18 protein-coding genes are annotated in these 23365 nt (G+C 58.8%); 11 read left to right on the top strand and 7 right to left on the bottom strand.

The window, feature by feature from the left end; translation table 11 throughout:
* Positions 1-51: 51 nt before the first annotated feature.
* On the bottom strand, positions 52-1038 hold the full coding sequence (locus ACW5XC_RS15700; protein ID WP_019446216.1) for a DUF2860 family protein: 987 nt from the start codon (positions 1036-1038) through the stop codon (positions 52-54).
* Between the two features lie 206 nt (positions 1039-1244).
* Between ACW5XC_RS15700 and arcB the strand changes: the two genes are divergently transcribed.
* From arcB to ACW5XC_RS15670, 6 genes are all read left to right on the top strand, one after another.
* Entirely contained in the window at positions 1245-3557 is a 2313-nt protein-coding gene (gene arcB, locus ACW5XC_RS15695) for an aerobic respiration two-component sensor histidine kinase ArcB (RefSeq protein WP_005339096.1), read from the top strand.
* 51 nt (positions 3558-3608) lie between these two features.
* On the top strand, positions 3609-4973 hold the full coding sequence (dgt, locus tag ACW5XC_RS15690) for a dGTPase (RefSeq protein ID WP_042052304.1): 1365 nt from the start codon (positions 3609-3611) through the stop codon (positions 4971-4973).
* 315 nt (positions 4974-5288) lie between these two features.
* Positions 5289-5492 carry a hypothetical protein gene (locus tag ACW5XC_RS15685; RefSeq protein WP_042052305.1) on the top strand — a complete coding sequence of 68 codons (204 nt, stop codon included), beginning with the start codon at positions 5289-5291 and terminating at the stop codon, positions 5490-5492.
* Between the two features lie 223 nt (positions 5493-5715).
* Positions 5716-9957 (top strand): ATP-binding protein, encoded by a 4242-nt coding sequence (locus ACW5XC_RS15680; RefSeq protein ID WP_042052306.1) that lies wholly within the window; start codon positions 5716-5718, stop codon positions 9955-9957.
* Entirely contained in the window at positions 9938-11149 is a 1212-nt protein-coding gene (locus ACW5XC_RS15675; RefSeq protein WP_042052307.1) for an EAL domain-containing response regulator, read from the top strand. Before ACW5XC_RS15680 ends, ACW5XC_RS15675 begins: the two co-directional genes overlap by 20 nt.
* 39 nt (positions 11150-11188) lie before the next feature.
* Positions 11189-13165, top strand: coding sequence for a HAMP domain-containing methyl-accepting chemotaxis protein (locus ACW5XC_RS15670; protein ID WP_042052308.1), 1977 nt, complete (start codon positions 11189-11191; stop codon positions 13163-13165).
* Positions 13166-13224: 59 nt separating this feature from the next.
* Here ACW5XC_RS15670 and rfaH read toward each other — a convergent pair whose 3' ends face one another.
* The 4 genes from rfaH to metN all read right to left on the bottom strand — a co-directional run bounded on the left by rfaH (position 13225) and on the right by metN (position 16325).
* Positions 13225-13725 (bottom strand): transcription/translation regulatory transformer protein RfaH, encoded by a 501-nt coding sequence (rfaH, locus tag ACW5XC_RS15665; protein ID WP_042052309.1) that lies wholly within the window; start codon positions 13723-13725, stop codon positions 13225-13227.
* A 96-nt stretch (positions 13726-13821) separates the two neighbouring features.
* The gene (gene metQ / locus ACW5XC_RS15660) at positions 13822-14622 is read right to left on the bottom strand and encodes a methionine ABC transporter substrate-binding lipoprotein MetQ (protein WP_042052310.1); all 801 of its coding nucleotides are present in this window, start codon (positions 14620-14622) and stop codon (positions 13822-13824) included.
* A gap of 25 nt (positions 14623-14647) precedes the next feature.
* Positions 14648-15301: a methionine ABC transporter permease gene (locus tag ACW5XC_RS15655; RefSeq protein ID WP_005339070.1), complete on the bottom strand. Its 654-nt coding sequence runs from the start codon at positions 15299-15301 to the stop codon at positions 14648-14650.
* Positions 15282-16325: a methionine ABC transporter ATP-binding protein MetN gene (gene metN / locus ACW5XC_RS15650; RefSeq protein WP_042052311.1), complete on the bottom strand. Its 1044-nt coding sequence runs from the start codon at positions 16323-16325 to the stop codon at positions 15282-15284. The genes ACW5XC_RS15655 and metN overlap by 20 nt, the downstream gene beginning before the upstream one ends.
* Positions 16326-16830: 505 nt before the next feature.
* Here metN and ACW5XC_RS15645 point away from each other — a divergent pair.
* Positions 16831-17286: a hypothetical protein gene (locus tag ACW5XC_RS15645; RefSeq protein ID WP_042052312.1), complete on the top strand. Its 456-nt coding sequence runs from the start codon at positions 16831-16833 to the stop codon at positions 17284-17286.
* A 104-nt stretch (positions 17287-17390) separates the two neighbouring features.
* Here ACW5XC_RS15645 and ppgK read toward each other — a convergent pair whose 3' ends face one another.
* Together ppgK and queG are read right to left on the bottom strand one after the other, a co-directional pair.
* Complete coding sequence (gene ppgK, locus ACW5XC_RS15640; RefSeq protein WP_005339062.1) at positions 17391-18131, bottom strand: polyphosphate--glucose phosphotransferase; 741 nt, start codon at positions 18129-18131, stop codon at positions 17391-17393.
* Positions 18132-18242: 111 nt separating this feature from the next.
* Complete coding sequence (gene queG / locus ACW5XC_RS15635; protein WP_074042700.1) at positions 18243-19397, bottom strand: tRNA epoxyqueuosine(34) reductase QueG; 1155 nt, start codon at positions 19395-19397, stop codon at positions 18243-18245.
* 60 nt (positions 19398-19457) lie between these two features.
* Between queG and ACW5XC_RS15630 the strand changes: the two genes are divergently transcribed.
* From ACW5XC_RS15630 to ACW5XC_RS15615, 4 genes are read left to right on the top strand one after another with little or no spacing between them, the layout of a single operon-like run.
* A complete protein-coding gene (locus tag ACW5XC_RS15630) occupies positions 19458-20969 on the top strand; it encodes a bifunctional ADP-dependent NAD(P)H-hydrate dehydratase/NAD(P)H-hydrate epimerase (RefSeq protein ID WP_042054879.1) in 1512 nt (503 codons plus the stop codon).
* 10 nt (positions 20970-20979) lie between these two features.
* Complete coding sequence (tsaE, locus tag ACW5XC_RS15625; RefSeq protein WP_005339056.1) at positions 20980-21453, top strand: tRNA (adenosine(37)-N6)-threonylcarbamoyltransferase complex ATPase subunit type 1 TsaE; 474 nt, start codon at positions 20980-20982, stop codon at positions 21451-21453.
* A 23-nt stretch (positions 21454-21476) separates the two neighbouring features.
* Positions 21477-23168: an N-acetylmuramoyl-L-alanine amidase gene (locus ACW5XC_RS15620; RefSeq protein ID WP_042054880.1), complete on the top strand. Its 1692-nt coding sequence runs from the start codon at positions 21477-21479 to the stop codon at positions 23166-23168.
* 16 nt (positions 23169-23184) lie between these two features.
* Positions 23185-23364 (top strand): hypothetical protein, encoded by a 180-nt coding sequence (locus ACW5XC_RS15615; protein WP_042054881.1) that lies wholly within the window; start codon positions 23185-23187, stop codon positions 23362-23364.
* The last annotated feature ends 1 nt before the right edge of the window (position 23365 follow it).

The following is a 23365-nucleotide window of genomic DNA, read 5'->3' as shown; positions in this document are numbered from 1 at the left end:
CAACAAGGCCACCTTCGGGTGGCCTTGTTGTATCGGTGCGCACAACAGTTGTTAGAAGTTGTAGAGCAGGCCGGTGTTGAACATCACGGATTCAGAATCGTAGAAGTTGATGTCGGAATCTGACTTGGCATAGCCAGCGGTAAAGGTCGCCGAGAGCGGCGCAATACCGAACAGGCGGTGCCAGAAGAAGGTACCGGTCAGGGCAAACTCGTCGGAGTCGGCGTTTTGGCCAAAGATCGGGTTGGCCTCATCATATTTGGTCTGGCCCAGATAGGCGTTGCTGACGAAAGACCACTGGGAAGCGCGCATGCCGTAGGTCAACTGGAGGCCGTTGCTCTTGTAGCTCTGGGCGCTGCCATCCAGATCTGCTTGGCGGTAGATAAAGGCTGGCTCCAGCATCTGACCGGGTGCCAGCTGCCATTTGTAGGAGAGGTCGAGGGCGTGGATCTTGCCGTTGCGATCCAGTTTGGCGGCAGTATCGGCGCCGTACTGGCTGCCGCTGCGCTCCTCATCCACCTCGATGTTGCGGGTGGTCAGGCTGCCATTGAAGTTGCTACCCCAGATGCTGTCCCAGGCGAAGCGCACCCCTTTTGACTTGATATCGGTCGACTGGCGATCAACGCCTACGGCGAAGGGATCGCTCCACTGCTCGGTCGGCATGGCATTAAAGACCACGGAGCCAGCTACGATGCCCTTGTCGCTCATCTCCTGACGGATACCGAGCTGCTGGGTGAAGTCGAAACGGATGGCATCCTGGATCAGGTTACCGAGGAAGACCTGGGTGCGGGTATCGGCAAAGGTGTAGCGGATATCGGCGTTGAGCAGCGGGGCAACGGCGGAGCTGCTCTCGGCACTGCCCAGTCCGCTCAGGCGGCGGTTTTCATCATCACCACTATAAAAATTCGATTCGTAATTGATGACACTGACCCCGCCAAGCAGGAAACCGGACCAGCCAGACTCCTTGGGAATTTCACCCAAATCAGCATAAGCACTATTTGCGACCAGCAGGCCCAGGCCCAGCAAGGTGGTGTTGCGCATCGGATAACTCCTAAATTAAATGGTGGTGAATTTTTTCGGCCGGTGAGTATAAAGAAAAAACCTTAATGGCAACTGACTCAATATTGCCAATTATCCTAACCCACTCATTTCATTCGGCGAATCGTTAATTAATTGTGCGAGATTAAGAAGAGTTCACTCGGTTGTGCTGGTATTCTGTACCGCGAATATCGGGGGAAAACAATAAGATGAAACAGATTAAATCCTGGGCGCAATATTATGTCGATCTGATGACCAAGCTGGGACTGGTGCGCTTCAGCATGTTCCTGGCGGCGGGTATTATCGTGCTGGCGGTCGCCATCCAGATGGGGGTGACCCTGTTCCTGCGCGGCAACATCGATGTGATCGACTTCGTTCGCTCGGTCTTCTTTGGCCTGCTGGTGACCCCTTGGGCGGTCTATTTTCTCTCCATCGTGGTGGATCAGCTGGAGGATTCCCGTCAGCGACTGAGCAGGATGGTGCGCAAGCTGCAAGATATGCGCGAGCGGGATCTGGAGCTCAATACCCAGCTGCAGGAGAACATCAGCCGCCTCAACGCCCAGATTGCCGAGACCAACCGGGCCGAGAGTCTGCGTCTGCAGGCCATCGAGGATCTCGAGAATGAGGTGTTCCAGCGAGAGAAAGCCCAGCTTCATCTGGGGGAGCGTACTGCCCTGCTGCGCTCCTTTATCGACTGCTCCCCAGATCTGGTCTACTACCGCAACGAGGATGAGCAGTTCTCCGGTTGCAACCGCGCCATGGAGGAGCTGACCGGCAAGGTGGAGGCCGAGCTGATTGGTCTGACCCCGTTCGATGTCTACAAGCAGGAGATCGCCAACAAGGTGGTGGAGACCGACAAGCAGGTTTTTGCCAGCAACGAGCCGCTCACCTACGAGCAGTGGCTGGAGTATCCCGATGGCCGTAAAGCCTACTTCGAGCTGCGCAAGGTGCCCTTCTTCGACCGCTTCGGCAAGCGACTCGGCCTGCTCGGCTTTGGCCGCGACATCACCGAGCGCAAGCAGTATCAGGACAAGCTGGAGAAGGCGAGCCGCGACAAGACTACCTTCATCTCCACCATCAGCCACGAGTTGCGCACCCCGCTCAACGGCATCGTGGGCTTAAGCCGGATGCTGATGGATACTCCCCTCGATCCCAAGCAACACCAGCAGCTCAAGACCATTCACCTGAGTGCGGTGACCCTTGGCAATATCTTCAACGACATCATCGACTTGGACAAACTGGATCGCCGTCGTCTCGAAATTGCGCCAACCCGTATCGACTTGCCTGCCTTCCTCGACGAGCTGGAGACCCTGTCGCGCATTCAGGCGGAGCAGAAGGGGCTCTATCTGCATTTCGATCGGGATGGCGACATGCCGCAATTTGTGATGGCTGACGGCACCCGCCTGCGTCAGGTGCTGTGGAATCTGGTGGGCAATGCGGTCAAGTTTACCGATGAGGGGGGCGTCACCGTGCGTTGTCTCTCCCATCCCGCCGACGAGCCGGGCAAGCTGGCCCTGCACTTCGAGGTGGAGGATACCGGTATCGGTATCCCGCGCGCCCAGCAGGAGAAGATCTTCGCCATGTACTATCAGGTGCAGGGCAAGAAGCACGCCACCGGCACCGGCATTGGCCTCGCGGTCTCCCGTCAGCTGGTGCAGGCGATGGGCGGCCAGCTCTATGTGGACAGCGATCCGGGCGAAGGTTCCTGCTTCACTGCCGAATTGGAAGTGGCTTGCGCCGAGCCTGTGTTGCCAGAGCAGGAGGAGGAGATGCCCTCCCTCGATATCCTGCTGGTGGAGGATGTGGAGCTTAACGTGACGGTGGCCTGCGCCCTGCTGGGCAAGTTGGGTCATCAGGTGCAGGTGGCACGAGATGGTACCCAGGCGTTGGCGATGGCCAACCCGGATGATTTCGACCTCATTTTGCTCGATATCCAGCTGCCGGACATGACCGGCTTCGATGTGGCGAAAACCCTGCTGGAGCGTTATGGCGACAGCCTGCCACCCATGGTGGCGCTCACCGCCAACTCCACCGGCGATCGCCAGTACTACCGGGATCACGGCATGCAGGATGTCATTAACAAGCCGCTTGGCTCCAAAGCGGTGCGGGAGGTGATTGGTCACCTGTTTGCCGATCTGGCCGAGGATGAAGCGGACGAGCAGGCGGATGCGGGCAATCAGGATGCCCTGCTGGATATCCCCTTCCTCACCGATTACGCCGATACCGTGGGCAAGCCTGTGCTGCTCTCCAGCGTCGATCTGTTCGAGAAGATGATGCCGGACTACATGGCAGTGCTCGACTCCAACATGATTGCCAAGGATCAGGCCGGCGTGGTGGAAGAGGCACACAAGATAAAAGGGGCGGCAGGCTCCATTGGCCTGCGCCGATTGCAGCAGACAGCCCAGCTTATTCAGAGCCCGGATCACCCCGCCTGGTGGGAAAACGTGGAAGACTGGATTGAGACGCTGCGCCGGGAATATCCCGGCGATATCGCCCGTCTGCGGCGCTGGTTGCTGTCTTGATGCTGGAGGTTGTCTTGAGTCTGATGGAAGTTGCTGGCAAGGAGCTGCGAGATGTATAGCCGTTTGATTACCCCCGCGCGCATCCACCCCTGGGGGGACGAGGATCTGCTGGAGGCGACCGAGCAGGATCGCGCCCGTATCGTGCAGGCCGCGCCGGTGCGTCGGTTGCAGCAGAAGACCCAAGTCTTTCCGCTCGATGTGAAGGCCTCGGTGCGCAGCCGTCTCACCCACTCGCTGGAGGTGCAGGAGACCGGCCGCCAGATCAGCCGCCGCATTCTGGCTGCCTTGCCAGCAGGCACGGTCTGCGAAGGGGCCTTTATCAATCTGGTGGAGATGTCCTGCCTGCTTCATGACGTGGGTAACCCGCCGTTTGGCCACTTTGGCGAGCAGGTGATGAGCCAGTGGCTCGGCGAGAGGCTCGATCCCCTTTATCAGCAGGCGCTGGCGCAGACACCCTCGGCCCAGTGGGCTGAATTGCGTCAGGACCTGCAACTGTTTGATGGCAACGCCCAGAGTCTGCGGCTGGTGCACAGCCTGCACGAGCTTAACCTGACACTTGGACAACTGGCGGCACTCTGCAAATACCCGCAGCAGCCCCAGCCCGGCGTGAGCTATGGTCAGCATCATGGCTGGAGCAGCAAGCGGGGCATCTTCTTCAGTGAGCTGCCGCTCTACCGCGCCCTCGGTCAGAGCCTGGGATTGGCCCCGGGCTGCCGTCATCCGTTGGTCTACATCATGGAGGCGGCCGATGACATCTCCTACTGCATCGCCGATCTGGAAGATGCGGTAGATCGGCGGATCCTGACTAAGAGTGAACTGCTGGCGGCACTGCGGGCCGCTGACCAGAGTGACTACATGGGCACCTTGCTGGATGAGGCGCTGGCTTCTGGTCGGGGCTTTTTCCCCCATTTTCGCCAGCAACTGACCCGGGATCTGGTGGCGCTGGCGGCGCAGAGCTATGTCAGCGAACATCAGGCCATTTTGCAGGGCTCCTATCCGCAAGCGCTGCTGCATGGCCAGGCGCCGGCGGCGCGGGTGCTCGATATCCTTAAGCGGGTGGCCCGTGAGCTGGTCTTTATGCGCCCCGAGGTGGAAGCGCTTGAGCTGGAGGGGTATGCGGCGCTGCGCGGGGTGCTGACCAGTTATGCCTGCCTGTTGTCGCTGCCAGCGCCACAGTTTGCCCGTCTGCTGGCCGGGGAGGGGAGTCAGACGCTTTTCTTTGCGCGCCGCCTCTATCACCGTCTCTCGGCCCGCCATCTCAAGGCCTATCGATTGGCGATCGCCACCCCGGATCCGCGCTTTGCCTGCCAGAACGAGCTGGAGTGGTATTACCGGGTGCGGCTGCTGCTCGATTATGTCAGCGGCATGACGGATACCTATGTACTGGAAGAGTACCGGCTACTCTCGGGGATCTGATGCCCCAAGCTCCCTGTCGGGCAGCATAAAATGCCGTAAAAACGTTTAAAAAGGAGTCGCAAGAGGCTTGTTTTAAATTCGGATATTTTTTAGACTTCTGCAACCTGTTCAACTTTTATCCGGTAAGGAGACGAATATGCAACATCTGATGCTTAATATTGCATTCTCTCGCGGCACTGCGTGCGGCGTGAAATCTCGTGCTCTTTTACCGCGTGGCGTAAACAGGTAACCCCTGTCTTTTTATCACCCGCGGTTCGTCCCGCAGGGTGATATCCACTTTCTCCGGGAGAACCGCATGTTCAACTGGAGAATGTCATGTCTATCGAACTGGTTTTACTGCGCAGTGTTGAATCCCTGGTCCAGAGAAAGATTGCCCGGGTCGAGCGTCGTCTCGTGCAGGTCAATCTGTCACCCGCCCTGCTCAGGGATATCGGGCTGGAAGGATATCAGGGTCAAATCGCCCTCGTTCGCGAGCGGGAGTATCAAACCGGCTTCCGCCTCGGGAATCGAATAACCTGATCGCGAGGGGGAGAATAAGATCCCCCTCGCTAGTGAAATGGCAGGCTGCATGCCTGCCATTTTTCCATCTTATGGTTGATTCCAGGTTCACATGTTGGTGACTCAGTATTATCCTCTCCGCCCTCTTTGTAACAGCTGCGATTGTTTTCTCGCCTTGCGTCGTCAGGATCTGCAAGATTAGAGGTGGCAGCCCTATCTGTTTTACTCATCAGGACAAGACCTTATGCCACTCCTTCGTCAGCTTTTTCTTCCCATTTTGCTGTTGTTTTCGGGCATGTTGGCTGTTGCGGCTCCCCAACCGCAAGATGAGAGCACAAGTAACGAGATTTCTGCACAAAAGGAGCTGCTGGTTGGGGTTCCCCGTGGCGGCTATCTCCCTTTCATCTATCAACTCCCCAACCTGCGTTATGCCGGTCCGCTCAAGGAGCTGGCCTCGCGTATTGCAGCCGAAATGGGCGTGTCATTGCGTTATATCCCCTATAACTCCTACGTGGATGCCCAGATTGCTCTCCAGGGCGGCCAGATCGATGCATTAATCGGGGTCGAACGTAATGCTCTTGAATTGAAGGGGATAAACCCTATTGGCAGTATCGGTTCTTATGCTCGCTCCATTTTAATGCATACCCCGGATCAGCGATTGACCCTGGAGCAGGCGCGCAAGTTACGCTGGGTCTGTATTCGCGGGTTTGGCAGTTGCACTGAGTTGGATCGTTTGGGGATCTCTGATGTAACTGAGCTTGAGAGCCGTGACGAGGCGACCTATATGGTCAAGCTGGGCGCTGTCGATGCATATCTTGATTTGGAACCAATTGTTTCCCTTAAGATGGAGAGAATGCCTGCATCAATGGGGGTTGTCGCTCCTGGGTGGCTTTCTGGCAGCACGCTGACGATGGCGACCAGCTCCCGCCAGCCAGAACTGAGCGAAAAGCTTTGGCATGCATATCAACAGATACCCGTTGCAGACTCACGATTACGGTTGCATCAGAAAGATGAACGCGCCAACGCTGGCCTTTTGCTGGAACCAGATGAGGCTAGTTGGCTGAAGCAGAGAAACAAGGTGATCAAGTTCGCCGTTGCCCCCGGATTTGCCGGCATCAGTGAAATCGATGACGAAGGTGAATTGCATGGCTATACAGCAGACCTGATGAAGTTGTTGAGTCTGCGCTCCGGGATCCGCTTTGAGCTGGTGTCGACAAATACTTGGCAGGAGTCACTTAAACTGCTGAAAGAGCACAAAGTGGACCTTATTCCCTTGATGACACCGCTCAAGGATCGTCAGTCCTTTGCCTCTTTTACCTCCTCCTATCTGAAGTTCGACAGCTATGTCGTAGCCAGACACGGTGCTCGCCCGCTGAAGTCACTGGTCGAGCTGAAAGGGCGTCTGATTGGTGGTGTGACGGGTTCTTACGAAGCCTCTCTCATTCACGCGCTGGGCGCCAATATTATCGAAGTGGGCAAGGATGCCGATTTACTGACCTTGCTTGACACTGGGCGAGCTGAATATGTGCTGTTGACCATGACCAATCTGGGACAGCAGGCAATGAAGGGTTTCAATGAGAAGTATCGGGTGGTGCTGAGTTCTCCCGAATTTTCCGTACCTATCAGTATGGCTGTCGACAATGCTCAGCCCGAGTTGCTCCGCATCATGGACAAGTTGCTGCTGACCATCACGGATGAGGAGTGGCAACTGCTGGAGCGACGCTGGCTCAATGTGTCGGTCAATATCGAATCCGATTACACCCTGATTTACAAATGGTTGGCCATAGGGGGGGGCGCCTTGCTCGTCAGCGGTTTGCTGGTGATGTTCTGGGCTCGCAGTTTGCGTCGCCAGATTGCGCAGCGGAAAATCGCAGAGGACAAGCTGAACGAACAGTTGCTGTTTGTGCAGACCTTGCTCAACTCACTGCCAACCATGGTGGCGCTACGTGATAGCGAGCAGCGGATCACCTTGTGCAATCAGGCCTACCGCGATGCTTTCCTTGGTGCTGGCAGTAGCAGTGAGGAGCTGCAAAACATGCCAGAGACTCTCAGAAACAGTGTGTTGGAAGAAGAGCGTTTGGTGTGGCAGACCGGACAGGATCTGGAGGGTGCAGGCAGTAACCTGCGAGCTGATGGTACGCCCTGCCATGTTATCTATGCCAAACGCCCTTATCGCGATCCCGATGGCAATATGTTGGGGGTGTTGACAGTATTGACCGATGTCAGCCGGATCAAGGAGGCGGAGGAGCGCGCCCGTCAGGCTGAAAATCGCCTTACCCAGATTACCGACAGCATGCCTGGGGTGGTCTATCAGTATTTGTGGCAAGGACCCGGCAAGGGGCGGTTTTTGTATGCATCTCAGGGTGCCAGCGAGATCCTCGGGGCTTCCCGGCAGGATCTGTTCAATGCCGAATCGGGTGGTGAGGTGTTCGGCTTTACCGAAGAGGCGCTGCAGGATTTTGTCAGCAAGGTGGCCAATCATGCCGAGACTCTGGCGCCCCTCGATCTGGAGGTCAAGGTAGAGCGACCTGATGGAGATCGTTATCTGCAAGTGCGTGGCAACTTTGTCAGACAGGAGCAGCAGGCACTGATCCTTAACGGGGTGATTCAGGACATCACCGCCCTCAAGCAACAGGAATATGAGCTGCGCGAAGCTCGCGCCTATGCCGAGCAGGCGATGCAGGCTCGCAGTCGCTTTTTGGCAACCATGAGCCATGAACTACGAACACCTATTTCAGGCATGCATGGCATGCTCGAATTGCTGCAAATGAGCGAGCTCAACGACGACCAGCGTTTTATGGTGCGCAATGTGGTCACCTCGACCAACAACCTGCTCTATCTGGTCAATGACATCCTCGATTTTTCCAAGATAGAAGCGGGTCAGTTGCAGTTGAATTACCAGAGCAGCCGGTTGCAAACGGTGATCTGCGATGCCATTCGTGGCCATGCGGCACTGGCTCATAACAAGGGGCTCAACGTGGTGCTGGAGTGGGAGCATGATGTGCCGGATTGGGCCGACATCGATGGGGTGCGTATCGGTCAAGTCATCTCCAACCTGCTCAACAATGCGGTGAAGTTTACCGAACAAGGGCGGATTACGATTCGGGTCAGCTACCTGAGCGAGCAACTGACCATCAGTGTCAGTGACACCGGTATCGGGATCGCCGAAGAGAAGCAGGCGCTGCTATTCACGCCTTTTGAGCAGGTGGAGTCAGATATCAACCGTCGTTTTGGTGGCACCGGACTGGGGTTGGCAATCTGTGAGCAGCTGGTATGCAAAATGGGGGGGGCACTGACACTGACCAGCAAGGCAGGAGAGGGCTCCTGCTTCCGCTTTACCGTACCGCTTACCAATCCGCAGTGGGATCCCCCTGCTCTGGCTGACACAGAATGGTGGTTTTTCAGCGATGACACCAACCTTGAAGCGGCCATGGTACGGCAGGGGGCCAAGCTCAGGTACTTGGGGGCCAGTGAGCTCAGTCGCTCACTGGAAGGGTTGCTGTTGGCCGATCAACGGTGGCTTGAGCAAGCGCTGGGAGGGGAATGGCAAAGCTGGCTGCAACACTCTGCGCTGAAGGGGATCATAGCGTCACCCGATGAGGCGTTACGGGGGCGGATTGGTGAACAGAAATGGTGGCGCCTGGGTCTATCTCCTCTCTATCCGGATCTTCTGCTGGAGAGCTGCCACGAATTGCTACAGGAGCGGGTCACACCAATCCTCCCTGCGCTTGCAGAGAAGCTGGGTGGCAAAGTATTGGTGGCCGATGATCATCCGGTCAATCGTGCCTTGCTGGCACGGCAGTTAGCCATTCTTGGTATCGAGGCTCAGGTTGTGGAAGATGGCGAGAAGGCTCTGCGGGCCTGGCAGGGACAGCAATTCTCTATGCTGCTGACTGATTGCCATATGCCGGTGATGGATGGTTATGCCCTGACCAAGGCGCTGCGGGCTGCGGGAGTGACGGCCCCCATCATAGGGGTAACGGCAGATACGTCGGAAGAGGCGAGTGCTCGTATGGTAGAGGCAGGCATGAGTGACATGTTACTGAAGCCCTACCCGCTGGATATCTTGCGCCAGATGCTGGCCCATTGGCTGGCAGAGAGGACGCCAACCAGAAGCGCGGTTGCGCCCGTTGTTGGGGCTACAGGCATGCAGGCTGAGCGCTGGTTGGCGCTGTTTGGTGACGAGCTGACCGCGCGAGCCATGGCGGTGGAGTATCTCGATTCCAACCGGCAGGATGGCGAGGCCATGATGGCAGCGCTGATTTGTCATGATGCCAGCGCCTTGGTCGAGACCGCCCACCGGATCAAGGGGGCTGCCCGAATGGTCGGGTTGGAGGAGCTTGCCAGTCAGGCTGCCATGCTGGAATCGGCAGCGCGATTGAAGCGGCTCGACGAACTCGACGATCTGGTCAGCACAGTGCAGAGGCTGATGACGGCGATTACCCACGACATTGGATTATGGCTCGATGAAAAAAGCACAACATGAGTTGGTCATCATGGTCGTGGAAGACCATGGATTTCAGCGCAAGGCGCTGCTGCACCAGATCCGCAGCCTGGGTTACCAGAATCTGCTGGAAGCGGTTGATGGTGTCGAGGCATTGGCGCTTAGCCAGCAACACAACGTCGATATCCTGTTTTGTGATCTGCGAATGCCCGGAATGGATGGCATGGCGCTGTTGCGCCGCCTGTCGCTGGGTGGTTTTCAGGGCGGCATTATCCTCTCCAGCGCGCTTGAGGGGGATGTGGTAGAAGCCGTATTGCGTATGAGTACCGCTTATGGCTTGCAGGTGCTTGGTCGCATAGAGAAACCCTCAACGCCGCAGCAGCTCCAGCTGCTTATCCAGGCTTGGTCACCCCGGCAGGAACCCGTCAGGGAGGAAGAGGGGCACAGAATAGGACTCGATGAGTTGCGTCGGGCGATCGAGCAAGATCAACTGCTGCCCTGGTATCAGCCCAAGGTGAGTTTTGCATCCGGCGAGTGGGTCGGGATGGAGGCGTTGGCCCGCTGGCAACACCCCGAGTTTGGCCTGATCCCTCCAGGGCGTTTTATTTCACTGGCGGAGAGCAACGGGCTTATCGATCCGTTGACCGAGGTGATCATCAGCAAATCTCTGAGTGATGGTCATTTATGGGAGGAAACTGGGTTGTCACTCAATCTGTCGATGAACCTCTCCACCACCTCGCTCATTGAAGGGGACCTCTGCAACTTATTGATTGATCAGTGCAAGCGCTGGAGTATCAATCCTGAGCTCATCACCCTAGAGGTGACCGAGAGCGCATTCGTGCAGGATCTGGGCAAGTCGCTGGAGGTCCTGACCCGGCTAAGGATGCATGGCTTTGGCCTCTCCATCGATGATTTTGGTACCGGCTACTCCTCGATGCAGCAGCTGGCACTGTTGCCGTTCACCGAACTCAAGCTGGATCGCTCTTTCGTCGATCGCTGCCATGCCGATCCGTCACGTTTGGCTATCATCGAGTCCAGTATCGAGTTGGCCCGCAAGCTGGGGCTGAAGTCGGTGGCTGAAGGGGTAGAGGATGAGGCGACCTGGCGAGCTCTGGCCCAACTCGGTTGCGACCTCTGTCAGGGATTTTTCTCTGCCCGCCCGATGCCGCGCAGTGAATTGGCTAATTGGCACCGGACTTGGCAAGATAGATTGCCTACACTGATATCTATCTGATTCTGTTGGTTGGATCCCTCCGTTTGAACAAGGATGTTCATGAAAATCTCAAGCAAGTTGCTGCTCAGCTTCGGTTTTATCAACCTGCTGATCCTGCTCTCCTCCACGCTGGTCTATTACCGGCTGACCCAGATCAATCAGGCCCAACACACCCTGCTGGAGCAGGCGCTGCCCGCCTTGCAGCGGGATGAGGCGAGCCAGAAGGCGCTGGTTACCACCGTTTCTGCCTTGCGTGGCTATCTGATCCTCGGCAAGGATCCGGCTCAGGCTTCCCGCCTCAAGCAGGAGTGGGAGTCGGCCTGGCAGGCCATTGCCCATCAGGCCTTCAGTCCGGCGCTCGCCAAGTCTCTCGAGACCTTCAAAAGCCATCAGGAGAAGGTGTGGACCATAGCTCAGAGCGAAGAGAATCTGCCCGCTCACACCCTGATGCTGCAGGAGGCAGGGCCGCTGGCGGAGGCGGCGCTCGATCAGTTGCAATCCTTTGCCAATGAAGAGGTTGGTACTCCGCAGGATCAACTCTCCGGCGATCGCCGCATGCTGCTCAAACAGGTGGGGGATGCCTACAACAGCTTCGCCAACGCCCTCTCTGCCCTGCGGGATTTTCTTATCTCAGGTGACCCCGAATACCGCAGCAAGTATCAGGATTACTACCAGTTTCATCAGCAGCGGGTGGCTGAGGTTAAACAGCAAGCCGCGCTCTTTACCGACACCCAGCAGAGCCTCTGGCAGCTGTTTGAAGAGATGGCGACCCCTTTCTCCGAGCTGGTGGGGCAGGTGATCGAGAAGCGCCAGGCGCCGGATTGGGATCAGGCAAACTACCTGATGGCCACCGACATCGAGCCGATGCAGTCCAGCCTCAGCGAGCAGCTGGTCAAGCAGGTGGGGAAAACCCGTGCCGAGGTGGATCAGATTTCGGCGCAGATGACCGGAGCCGGGAGGGCCATCAACCAGACACTGCTGTTGGCTACCGGCAGTGCCATCGTGCTTGGCATGCTGGTCGCATGGCTCTTTAGTCGCCGTCTGACCCGTGACATTGCCTGTCTGGTGACCCGGGCGGGGCAGGTTGCGGATGGCCGGCTGGCGGCCGAGCCCTTGCCAATCACAGGGCAGGATGAGTTGGGAGAATTGACCGGTTCCATCAACCGGATGTCTGCCCAGTTACATCATCTGGTCGGGGAGTTGCAGGGGGCTGTGGGGCAGGTCGAGGTGGCCTGTCTCGATGTGGGCAGCACTACCAGAGCCATAGTGGCGGACCTGACGGAGCAGGATCAGCGGGTCGATGCGGTGGCGGCGGCTATCGATCAGATGTCAGTGAGTGCTCGTGATGTGGCTGGCAACATTGCCGGTGTGGCGGATGGAGCCCATCAGGTGCGGCAGCAGACCCGTCAGGGAGAGGCCGCGCTGGCGCGAATGAGCGATACCATGCAGCAGATTGCCGCCATGATTGGACAGGCCAACGAAGCCATGGGGCTGCTGGAGCATCAGAGTGAACAGGTGGGGCAGATCACCGAGGTGATCGCCACTATAGCCGAGCAGACCAATCTGCTGGCACTCAATGCGGCGATAGAAGCGGCGCGGGCAGGCGAGCAGGGGCGCGGTTTTGCGGTGGTGGCCGACGAGGTACGCCAGCTGGCGACCCGTACCCATCAATCCACCGCCGAGATCAGCCAGACTATTGCGGCCATCTCCCAGCAGACTCGCCAGACGGTAAGTACCGTCAGCAGCGGTACCCGGTTGGTAGAGCAAGGGCGGGATGCAGTCGGATTGGTGACAGATACCCTGAGAGCCATGAACCAGCTGGTGCACTCGCTGTCGGGCCAGCTGGAGGCCATTTCGGTGGCAACCGAGCAGCAGTCGCGGGTGGCCGCCGAGGTATCCGGGACGGTCGACGACATTGCCGCGCTCAGTCGGCAATCCTGTCAGCGCAGTCAGCAGGGGGAGGAGATCGTAGCCAGACTGGCTGGCGATACAGGTAAGCTGAAGGCGGTCATCGTCCGTTTTGATCTGGATGCGTGAGATGGCGGGGTCATCCCGCCATTGCTATTGCCATGCACCGGGCCGCCTGGCCCGTGGGTTTAATCCAGACGTCGGAAGGTGTGGTTGTCGAAGCTGCTGGTGGTCTCCCGGTTGAGCAGGCTGACCAGCAAAATCGCACGTTTATCTCCATCCGGCTCCATATAGATGGCTTCGAAGCCGGCAAGCGGCCCCTCTTCAATCAGCACCTTATCGCCCGAGCAGGGCAGGCTGGCGTAGCTGGCTCTCGCCTCGTCGCTGTCATCGCGGCTCATCAGCTGATAGACCAGCTTGCTGCTGATGGGGGTCCATTCACTGCCAAAGTGGATGATTCTGCTGATGCCGCGGGTCGATTTCAGGGTGACCGGTGTCACCTCTTCCAGATCGACAAAGATAAACAGATAGTTGGGGAACATGGGTTCCCGTACCGGAACTCGTTTGCCCCGGCGCAGCTTCTCGATCTCCACCATGGGGTAATAGGATTCGATACCCTGGGCATCGAGGTGGGCGCGGGCGCGGGCCTCTTCTTTTGGCTTGCAGTAGGCCAGATACCATTTTTTCATGTTATGAGTATGTTCGTGTTGCCGTGCTCGCGGATATGATAGCGGCGCCAATAAAAAAGGCCACGCATTGCGTGGCCTTTTTTGCCGAGTGAGCAATTACCAACCTTTTACCAGGCCGCCTTTGAACAGCTCGAGACCTTTCTTGTAGACATCATCGGTCTGGAAAGCTTGTACGAACTGTTTGACCTTCTCGTCATCCTTGTTGTTGTCGCGGGCGACGATCAGGTTGACGTAGGGGGACTCTTTGTCTTCAACAAACAGGCCGTTCTCGGTCGGGGTCAGACCAATCTGACCGGCGAAGGTGTTGTTGATGATGGCCAAGTCCACGTCTTCCAGCGAGCGCGGCAGCTGGGCTGCTTCCAGTTCCACAATCTTGAAGTTACGCGGGTTGTTGGCGATATCCAGCACGGTGGCTTCCAGACCGGCGCCATCCTTCAGGGTGATCAGACCCTGTTTGGCCAGCAGGATCAGGGAGCGGCCCAGGTTGGTCGGATCGTTCGGTACCGCGATCTGGGCGCCATCTTGCAGCTCGCTCAGCGCCTTGATCTTCTTGGAGTAACCGGCAATCGGGTAGACGAAGGTGTTGCCAACCGGCACTAGCTTGAAGCCGCGATCACGCACCTGCGCATCCAGATAGGGTTTGTGCTGGAAGGCGTTGACGTCGATGCTGCCATCGTTCAGCGCCACGTTCGGGGTGACGTAGTCGGAGAAGTTGACCACCTCGACTGTCAGACCGTATTTCTCTTTGGCTACCTTGGCAGCCACTTCAACCAGTTCGGTCTCCGGGCCGGCAATAGCGCCCACTTTCAGAACCTTGCTCTCTTCTTTTTGACCGCAACCGGCCAGAACCAGACCAGCCAGCAGCGCAGCCGCAACGGATTTGATGCCAAATTTCATAAAACCTCCTGTCAGAAATCGACGATTAACGATGATCACATTTGTTGACCAGGCGCTCACCCGCGCTCTGGATAAGTTGAACCAGTACTACCAGGATAACCACGGTCACCAGCATGACGGTCGGGTCAAAGCGCTGATAACCATAACGAATACCCACATCCCCCAGACCACCGCCACCGATGGCCCCGGCCATGGCCGAGTAGTTCACCAGAGTGACGAGGGTAATGGTGACACTGTTGAGGATGCCGGGCAGAGCCTCGGGCAGCAGCACCTTGGTGATAATTTGCAGCGGCTTGGCGCCCATCGCCTTGGCCGCTTCCAGCAGGCCGTCCGGCACCTCCATCAGGGCCCCTTCCACCAGACGAGCAATGAAAGGGATGCAGCCGACAGTCAGCGGCACGATGGCGGCGATGGTGCCGATACTGGTGCCGACAATCAGCCGGGTTAGCGGAATGATGGCGACCAGCAGGATGATAAAGGGCACCGAGCGACCCACGTTGACTACCATACCCAGAGTACGGTTGAGCAAGGGGTTGGCCAGGATCTGGCCAGCCTTGGTCACATGCAGTGCCACGCCGAGCGGCAGACCCAGCAGGCAGCCGAACAGAGCGGAGGCAAACACCATGATCAGGGTGTCGCCCAGGGCCGTGATGAGCAGATTAATCATGGCTTCGGACATAACCCATTACCTCCAGCTGAATGTGGTTGTCGATGAGGAACTGCTGGGTCGCCTCGCACTGGGCTTCATCCCCGAACAGCTCGGCCAGCAGGAAACCGAATTTGACACCACCGGCGTACTCGATGTCCGCGCTCAGAATGCTGATGTCGATATTGAAACGGCGGCTCGCCTCGGAAATCAGCGGCGTATCGACCGTGCTGCCGGTAAAGCCGAGCTTCACCAGTGGGTAGCTGCCCGGCACCCGCTCCGCACTCATCCGATCCTGATACTCCTGCGGTACCTCCAGATGGATGGTGGAGTGGATGAAGTCACGGGCCAGCTGGGTCTTGGCATTGCTGAAGAACCAGGCCACTTCGCCCTGTTCGATCAGACGGCCGTCGCTGATGATGGCCACTTCGTCACAGATCCCCTTCACCACGTCCATCTCGTGGGTGATGAGCAGGATGGTGAGCCCCAGCTTGACGTTGATCTCCTTGAGCAGGGTCAGGATCGAGCGGGTGGTCTGCGGGTCGAGGGCCGAGGTGGCCTCGTCGCAGAGCAGTACCTTGGGGGCCGGAGCCAGTGCGCGGGCAATGGCGACGCGCTGCTTCTGACCCCCGGAAAGCTCGGACGGATAGGCCTGGGCACGGGCTTCCAGCCCGACCAGTGCCAGCAGCTCGGCAACCCGTTGCTGGATCTTCTCTTTGCTCCAGCCTGCCAGCTCCAGTGGAAAGGCGATGTTGGCAAACACGGTGCGGGAGGCAAGCAGGTTGAAGTGCTGGAAAATCATCCCGATCTGGCGGCGAGCCTGGGTTAGATCCCGTTCGCTCAGGGCGACCAGATCCTGGCCATCGACAATCACCTGGCCGTCTGTCGGGCGCTCCAGCAGGTTGACACAACGAATGAGGGTACTCTTGCCGGCACCGGAGGCACCGATCACCCCGAAAATTTTGCCTTGGGGTACATGCAGACTCACATCACGCAGGGCGTGCACGGCGTCACTGCCTGTACCGTAGACTTTGTTGAGACCGATCAACTTAATCATGGATTCTTCCGTGCTAACAGCCTTAAAGCACAGGGCGCTACAGGCGGGGAAATTGGGCAGAGGTTCCACTGGGTTACTCTGTCATCATGGAGGATGATGCTAAGATGTCTGGATGGCCATGTCAACGCATGTTTTTACGTCTAGACGTCTAAAAAAGTGATAAGGATTTCTGTCAGGCGGATAACGATCAGGATGGTATTGTTGCTCTGCCAGATCCTGTTTCGTCCCTACGGCAGATAACCGAATTAAAGATGGTTTATGCCGGGTAAATGCTGGTTTTATTAGTGTGCCAGCCTGTTTCTGTCCATATCGGCTGTCGAGCTTAATGCTCCTCCATCGTTACACAAATTGCTGCACAAATCGTTCCCTATTCGTGACCGGATCACCTGATCGCCACTTTGTCGGCGTCAACCTTGATGCAGCGCAAGGGGGGCACGGATAGGGATTGGGTCGGTGGCGCCGGTTTTTTATACTGATGATGTCGACAAGCATGGAGGGCAGTGCGATGAGATTCCAACAGATCAAAGAGTTGCTGCACTATCTTGAGCAGGTTCATCACCAGCTCGGACTCTGTTACGGGCGTTTGACCAGTCAGGTCGACAGCGAACGCAGCCGGATGTTGCTGGTCTATCTGCAAGGGCGTGAGGATGCGGGCTGTGCCCATCTGCACGAATATACCGCTCAGCTGGGAGAGGCGGTCAGGGAGACCTGGCTGAACCAGAGTTTCAGCGAGGACATGCTGCCTGCCATTACCCGCTTCGAGCTGCCGGCATCAGTCCAGACCCAGGATATCGTCACTCAGGTATGCCGTTGGGAAGAGCAGCTGGTGGGCGAACTGAGTCATCTGGCCCGGGAGTGCCCGACACCGGCCACCACCGCCTTGCTCGAGAATCTGGCCAGGCTGGAGCAGACCCGCCTGACCCGACTGGTGCACGGAGTGCACCGACTCGACGACATGTAGCGGGTGATAAGCGCCAAACTCGCAAGATGACGGCCAAACAAAAGGGCCCGGCAGCAGTGCCGGGCCCTTTCCATTGGTATCTGCTGACTTGCAGTGAACGTCGGTCAGCCCTGCTGCTCGGCCGCGTAGAGGGCGGCCCCGATAATGCCCGCCTGATTGAGGCTGGCCGCCGGAATCAGCGGTGCCCGGGTCTCGATGCGATCGACAAATTTATCCAGCTTGGCTGCGCTGCCGCCCCCCAGAATGAAGAGGTCGGGGGAGAAGAGAAACTCGAGGCGCGCCAGATACTTGTTGAAACGCTTGCCCCAGCGGTTCCAGGAGAGATCTTCCCGTTTGCGCGCCGCATCGGAGCAGTAGTGCTCGGCGACCATTCCTTCCAGCATCAGATGGCCCAGCTCGGTGTTGGGCAGCAGATGGCCATTGACGAAGATGGCGGTGCCGATACCGGTGCCGACCGTGATGAGGATGATGACCCCCTTGCGATCCTTGCCAGCGCCAAAGCGCATCTCGGCCAGACCGGCGGCATCGGCATCGTTCAGCACATAGCAGGGCTTGCCGGTGACATCGGCAAACAGATGCTCGGCATCGGTTTCGATCCAGCTCTTGTCGATGTTGGCGGCACTCTTGGCAACCCCGTTGTGGATAGTGGCGGGAAAGCCGCAGCCCACCGGTCCTTTCCAGTCGAAGTGTTCGACCAGCGCCTTGAGGGTATGGGCGATGGCGGCCGGGGTGGCCGGTTGCGGTGTGGCAATGCGATGGCGCTCGCCAATCAATTCGCCGGTTTTGGTATCGACCAGACAGCCCTTGATCCCTGAGCCTCCAATATCCACTCCCAACATATGCATCTGTGTTGTCCTTGTTGTGTGCCGACCAGTTTGCAGTGACCACGCTGTTATGGGCACTGCAGGTCGGCAGAGCATGAAAAAAGTGCTGTAATCCGGCAAGGGGCAGATCACTTATGCGTGATCCGACAGACCTTTTTCGATGCAGCGGATCAGCAAACGGGTCTTCTTGTTCTCTTCATCCTGACGCCGGGCAAGGGTGGCCAGCGCCCATTCGATATGTTCGGCCACCATGGGCTCGGCGGTGGTCAGCCCCAGTTGCAGGGCGGCGATCACCTCGGGGGTCGCCGGGCCATTGCCAAGGGCGACTGCCAGATTGCGGCGCCAGCGTTGATAGCCGATGCGGCGGATCGGGCTCCCCTCGGTCTGTTTGAGGAAATCGCTCTCGCTCCAGCACCACAGCGCCAGCAGGGGCGGGCGGTGCAGGCTGGGGCGGGGGCTGAAGTCGGGTTCCGGGCTGGCATCGGCGTAGCGATTCCAGGGGCAGATAAGCTGGCAGTCGTCGCAGCCGTAGATGCGGTTGCCCATCAGGGGCCGGAACTCTTCCGGAATAGGGCCGTCATTCTCGATGGTGAGATAGGAGATGCAGCGGCGGCCATCCACCACATAGGGGGCGACAATGGCGCCGGTCGGGCAGATGTTGATGCAGGCGACGCACTTGCCGCACTGCTCCTTCTCCACTGGCTGGTCGAGCGGCAGCGGCAGGTTGAGCAACAGCTCACCGAGAAAGAAGAAGGAGCCGGCCGATTCGTTGAGCAGCAGTGAGTGTTTGCCAACCCAGCCTAGGCCCGCCTTGGCTGCCAGTGGCCGCTCGAGGATGGGGGCGGAGTCGACGAAGGGGCGCCACTCACCCAAGGTATCTTCGGTGCCCTGAAACAGCTCGGCGCAGCGCGCTTCGATGCGATCACCCAGCTGTTTGAGCCGGTTGCGCAGCACCTTGTGGTAGTCGCGGCCGAGGGCATAGCGGCTGATATAGCCGAGGGTCGGATCGCGCAGGGTGGCGGCAAAACCCGCCTCGAACGGCAGGTAGTTCATCCGCACCGACAACACCCGCACCGTGCCCGGCAGCAGCTCGTGGGGGCGCGCGCGCATCATGCCGTGGCGCGCCATGTAATCCATGCTGCCGTGATAGCCCGCATCCAGCCAGGCCTGCAATCTCGGCTCTTCGATACGCAGGTCGGTGTCGGTGATGCCCGCCTGGTCAAATCCTAGCTCCCGTGCCCAGAGCTTGATATCGTGGGCCAGCTGGTGGAAGTCAGGTGCGCTCATGCGGCTTGGCCTGGCCGGTGTTTGCTGGCGTGGGTCGATTGATAAGAGGCGGGAGCCGTCATGGTAGAGATCATCAGGGGCGCGTTGGGCACAAAAGAGGGGGGCAGTTTACCACAGGGGCTGTGGCAGACTGAACAGATCCGCACACTGGAGCGCAACTGGGCCACGCGTGAGGGGCAACCTCTCTATGCCCTGATGGAGCGAGCCGGTGCTGCGCTGCGCACCTATGCCACTCTGCATTGGCCCGAGAGCCGCTGCTGGTGGATCTTCGTCGGCCCCGGTAATAACGGCGGTGATGGCTATGTGCTGGCCCGCCTTGCCCGCCAGATTGGCATCGAGGTGGTGGTGATTGCCGCCAGAGCACCCGACCAGCTGAAGGGGGATGCCAGACGGGCCGCCGATGAGTGGCTGGCGGCCGGTGGCCGGGTCTGGCTGGCCGAGCAGTTTGATGATGCACAACACTCCGCCCCGGATCTGGTGATCGATGCCCTGTTTGGCACCGGCGTCAACACGCCCCTCTCGCCACTACTGACAAAGATCGTCGCAACAATGAATGGCTTGGCTGTGCCCGTGCTGGCGGTGGATCTCCCCTCCGGCCTCAACGGCGATACCGGCCGTGCCATGGGGGCCATGGTGCAGGCCACTCGCACCCTCACCTTTATCGGTATCAAGCAGGGGATGCTTACCGGCGACGGGGTGGATTGTGTCGGCCAGCTCGACTGTGATCCCCTTGGCGTCACGCCTGATGACACTATGCTGCCTGCCGCCTGGCGTATCGATTATCCGCAGCTGAGCACGCAGCTGACCCCGCGCCCGCGCGCTTCCCACAAGGGCTCTTATGGCAAGGTACTGCTGGTGGGGGGCAATCGCAGCATGCAGGGGGCTATCGTGCTGGCGGCCCGCGCCTGCCTGCGGGCGGGGGCCGGGCTGGTGAGGGTGTGTCAGCATCCAGAACATCCGCCGGTCAGCCTCTACCAACCCGAGCTGATGAGCCTCACCACCGCTGATGACGAGGGGTGGGCGTCGGTGCGGGTCATTGGCCCCGGGCTCGGTCAGGATGAGTGGGGAAGAGCGCAAATCGCTCGTAATCTTACCGATCGGCTGCCACTGGTTTTGGACGCCGATGGATTGAATTGGCTGGCGCAATCTCCCCGCCATCAGGATAATTGGGTGCTCACGCCCCATCCCGGCGAAGCGGCGAGACTGCTGGGATGCTCCATTGCCGAGATTGAAACCGACCGGTTTGCCGCCGTGCAGGCACTGCAGCGGCGTTATGGCGGTGTGGTGCTGCTAAAAGGGGCGGGAACACTTATTTATGACGGCGAGCGGGTCGCTCTCTGTTGTGAAGGCAATCCCGGCATGGCAAGTGGCGGCATGGGCGATCTGTTATCTGGTATAATCGCCGCCCTTTTGGCCCAGGGCTGGTCTGTCACCATGGCAAGCTGGCTGGGCGCCGTGATCCACGGTGAGGCTGCAGATCTGGCCGCCGCTGACGGCGAGCGGGGCATGCTGGCGTCAGATCTGCTGCCGCTGATCCGCAAACTGGTTAATCCCGACACCATTACAAGTTAAAAAGAAGAACATGGCAAAACAGTTGATGATGACACTGCCGGACGAGGCAGCAACCGTGGCACTGGGCGGCCGTCTGGCACAGGCCTGCCAGCAGGCGACTACAGTGTTTTTGCATGGCACGCTTGGCGCCGGTAAAACCACCCTGACCCGCGGCTGGGTGCAGGGCCTTGGCCATCAGGGCAAGGTAAAAAGCCCGACTTACACCCTGGTCGAACCCTATGAGCTCGATGGCTGGCAGGTCTACCATTTTGATCTCTATCGCCTGGCTGATCCGGAAGAGCTGGAATTCATGGGCATTCGGGACTATTTTGCCGCCAACACACTCTGTCTGGTGGAGTGGTCCGAGAAGGGCGAGGGCTGGTTACCGGCTCCCGACCTGGAAATTACCCTCACTTATGTAGGCGAGCAGCGCGAGGTTCTGATAGAGGCTCGTACTGCTATTGGCGAAGCCATTCTGGAACGGTTGTCATCTACGTGCGCTTGATCCTTGTTATTGCTCTCTCTTTGATGGCGTTACCCTCCTGGGCGAATCAGCTCAAGAGCGTACGAATCTGGCCATCACCGGATAACACCCGGGTGGTGCTCGATATGAGCAGCGCCCCCAATTACAACTACTTCACCCTCACCGGTCCGGATCGGCTGGTGATCGATCTGAAAGGGGCGAGCAACGCCGCCAATCTGGCCCGGATCGAGAACAACAGCGAACTGGTGCGCAAGATCCGCCAGAGCACTCCGCTGGAGAAGGGCGGTCTGCGGCTGGTGATGGATCTCAGCTCCGCCATCAAGCCGGTGGTCTTTCCGCTGGCGCCAGCCGGGCCCTATGGCCACCGTCTGGTCATCGACCTCCCTTATGAAGAGAAGCGCTCGGCGGCAGCAGTGCAATCCACGCCTGTCGGTGGCAAGGGCAAAGGGGTGGTGATTGCCATCGACCCGGGCCACGGCGGAGAAGACCCGGGCTCCATCGGCCCGCGCCGTACCTATGAAAAACGGGTGACGCTGGCGGTCTCCCAGAAGCTGGCGGCACTGATCGACCGCGAGCCGGGGATGCGCGCCGTGATGACCCGTCGTGGCGATTACTTCGTCGACCTCAACAAGCGCTCCGAGATTGCCCGCAAGGCCAAGGCGGATCTGCTGGTCTCTATCCATGCAGACAGTTTTCATAACTCGACCCCGCGTGGTGCCTCGGTCTGGGTCTTGTCGACCAACCGTGCCAACCGCGAGATGGGCAGCTGGCTGGAGAAGCAGGAGAAGCAGGGCGAGCTGCTGGGCGGTGTCGGCAAGGTGTTGGCGGAATCCGATCCCAACCCCTATCTGGCGCAGACCTTCCTCGACCTCTCCATGGACAAGTCCCGTGCCGAAGGATATGACGTCAGCCGCCAGATCCTGCGTTCCATGGGCAAGGTCGCCCGACTGCACAAGAAGGCGCCGGAACACGCCAGTCTGGCGGTGCTGAAGGCGCCGGATATTCCCTCGGTGCTGGTGGAGACCGGTTTTATCTCCAACCATGCGGAAGAGAAGCTGCTGGCCACCGCCAGCTATCAGGACCAGCTCGCCCGCGCCATCTTCGAGGGGATCCGCAACTACTACCGCGCCCACCCGACCAAGGGGGCCATGCTGACCGGCAAGGGGCAGGTGAGCCAACCTGTCGCGACCACTCGCCCTGCACCGGTAGCCCGGCAGCCGGTGAGCCAGCCCAGGCAGACACAGTCGCAGCCGGTAGTGACCAACAAGATGCCCGCCACCGCCCGCGACGGCGGTGCTGGGAGTGGCTCTGGCGCCGGGGTGATCAAGCCTTACTCGGCGGCAGCGCAGGAGAGCGGTGCACCGGTCAGCAGTGTGGGGGACTATGACAAATCGCGGATGCTCCGCCATGTGGTCAAACGGGGTGAGAGCCTCTCCCGCCTTGCCGAGAAGCATGGAGTGAGTCAGTCCACTCTGGTGGAGATCAACCAGCTGCGCAGCCGGGATATTCAGATTGGTCAGACCATCTATATCCCCCAGCAGGGGCAGAGCCGCGCTGCTGCTCCCGTTCGCAGTGACGACAAGTCGCAGATGATCCGCCATGTGGTCAAGCGGGGCGAGAGTCTCTCCCGCCTTGCCGAGAAACATGGGGTGAGTCAGGCTCGGCTGGTAGAGATCAACAAGCTCAAGTCGCGGAATATTCAGGTAGGGCAGGTGCTCTACATTCCGCAAAACTGACGCGCGGGAGCGGGCGATGCCGCTCCCGCTGTTAGCGAATACCATCAGCAAGATTGAAATTCAGGAGTCAGCGATGCCGATCCGTATATTGCCCCCTATCCTTGCCAACCAGATTCCGGTTGGTGGAGAGGTGGTAGAGCGGCCCTCCTGGAGACTTAAGAGACTGACCATCCGCAAGATTGAAATTCAGGAGTAAA

The organism is Aeromonas sp. 25-AL00135, from assembly GCF_054052385.1.
This window is presented reverse-complemented; position numbering and strand designations above follow the sequence as displayed.

Bases quoted from the DNA above. Each gene is read 5' to 3' on its own strand.
- ACW5XC_RS15620 (WP_042054880.1), top strand. From the start codon at position 21,477: ATGGCGTTACCCTCCTGGGCGAATCAGCTCAAGAGCGTACGAATCTGG.
- ACW5XC_RS15615 (WP_042054881.1), top strand. From the start codon at position 23,185: ATGCCGCTCCCGCTGTTAGCGAATACCATCAGCAAGATTGAAATTCAG.
- ACW5XC_RS15700 (WP_019446216.1), bottom strand. From the start codon at position 1,038: ATGCGCAACACCACCTTGCTGGGCCTGGGCCTGCTGGTCGCAAATAGT.
- ACW5XC_RS15675 (WP_042052307.1), top strand. From the start codon at position 9,938: ATGAAAAAAGCACAACATGAGTTGGTCATCATGGTCGTGGAAGACCAT.
- rfaH (WP_042052309.1), bottom strand. From the start codon at position 13,725: ATGAAAAAATGGTATCTGGCCTACTGCAAGCCAAAAGAAGAGGCCCGC.
- ACW5XC_RS15680 (WP_042052306.1), top strand. From the start codon at position 5,716: ATGCCACTCCTTCGTCAGCTTTTTCTTCCCATTTTGCTGTTGTTTTCG.
- ACW5XC_RS15630 (WP_042054879.1), top strand. From the start codon at position 19,458: ATGGTAGAGATCATCAGGGGCGCGTTGGGCACAAAAGAGGGGGGCAGT.
- metQ (WP_042052310.1), bottom strand. From the start codon at position 14,622: ATGAAATTTGGCATCAAATCCGTTGCGGCTGCGCTGCTGGCTGGTCTG.
- arcB (WP_005339096.1), top strand. From the start codon at position 1,245: ATGAAACAGATTAAATCCTGGGCGCAATATTATGTCGATCTGATGACC.
- ACW5XC_RS15685 (WP_042052305.1), top strand. From the start codon at position 5,289: ATGTCTATCGAACTGGTTTTACTGCGCAGTGTTGAATCCCTGGTCCAG.
- ACW5XC_RS15645 (WP_042052312.1), top strand. From the start codon at position 16,831: ATGAGATTCCAACAGATCAAAGAGTTGCTGCACTATCTTGAGCAGGTT.
- queG (WP_074042700.1), bottom strand. From the start codon at position 19,397: ATGAGCGCACCTGACTTCCACCAGCTGGCCCACGATATCAAGCTCTGG.
- ppgK (WP_005339062.1), bottom strand. From the start codon at position 18,131: ATGCATATGTTGGGAGTGGATATTGGAGGCTCAGGGATCAAGGGCTGT.
- ACW5XC_RS15670 (WP_042052308.1), top strand. From the start codon at position 11,189: ATGAAAATCTCAAGCAAGTTGCTGCTCAGCTTCGGTTTTATCAACCTG.
- metN (WP_042052311.1), bottom strand. From the start codon at position 16,325: ATGATTAAGTTGATCGGTCTCAACAAAGTCTACGGTACAGGCAGTGAC.
- ACW5XC_RS15655 (WP_005339070.1), bottom strand. From the start codon at position 15,301: ATGTCCGAAGCCATGATTAATCTGCTCATCACGGCCCTGGGCGACACC.
- dgt (WP_042052304.1), top strand. From the start codon at position 3,609: ATGTATAGCCGTTTGATTACCCCCGCGCGCATCCACCCCTGGGGGGAC.
- tsaE (WP_005339056.1), top strand. From the start codon at position 20,980: ATGGCAAAACAGTTGATGATGACACTGCCGGACGAGGCAGCAACCGTG.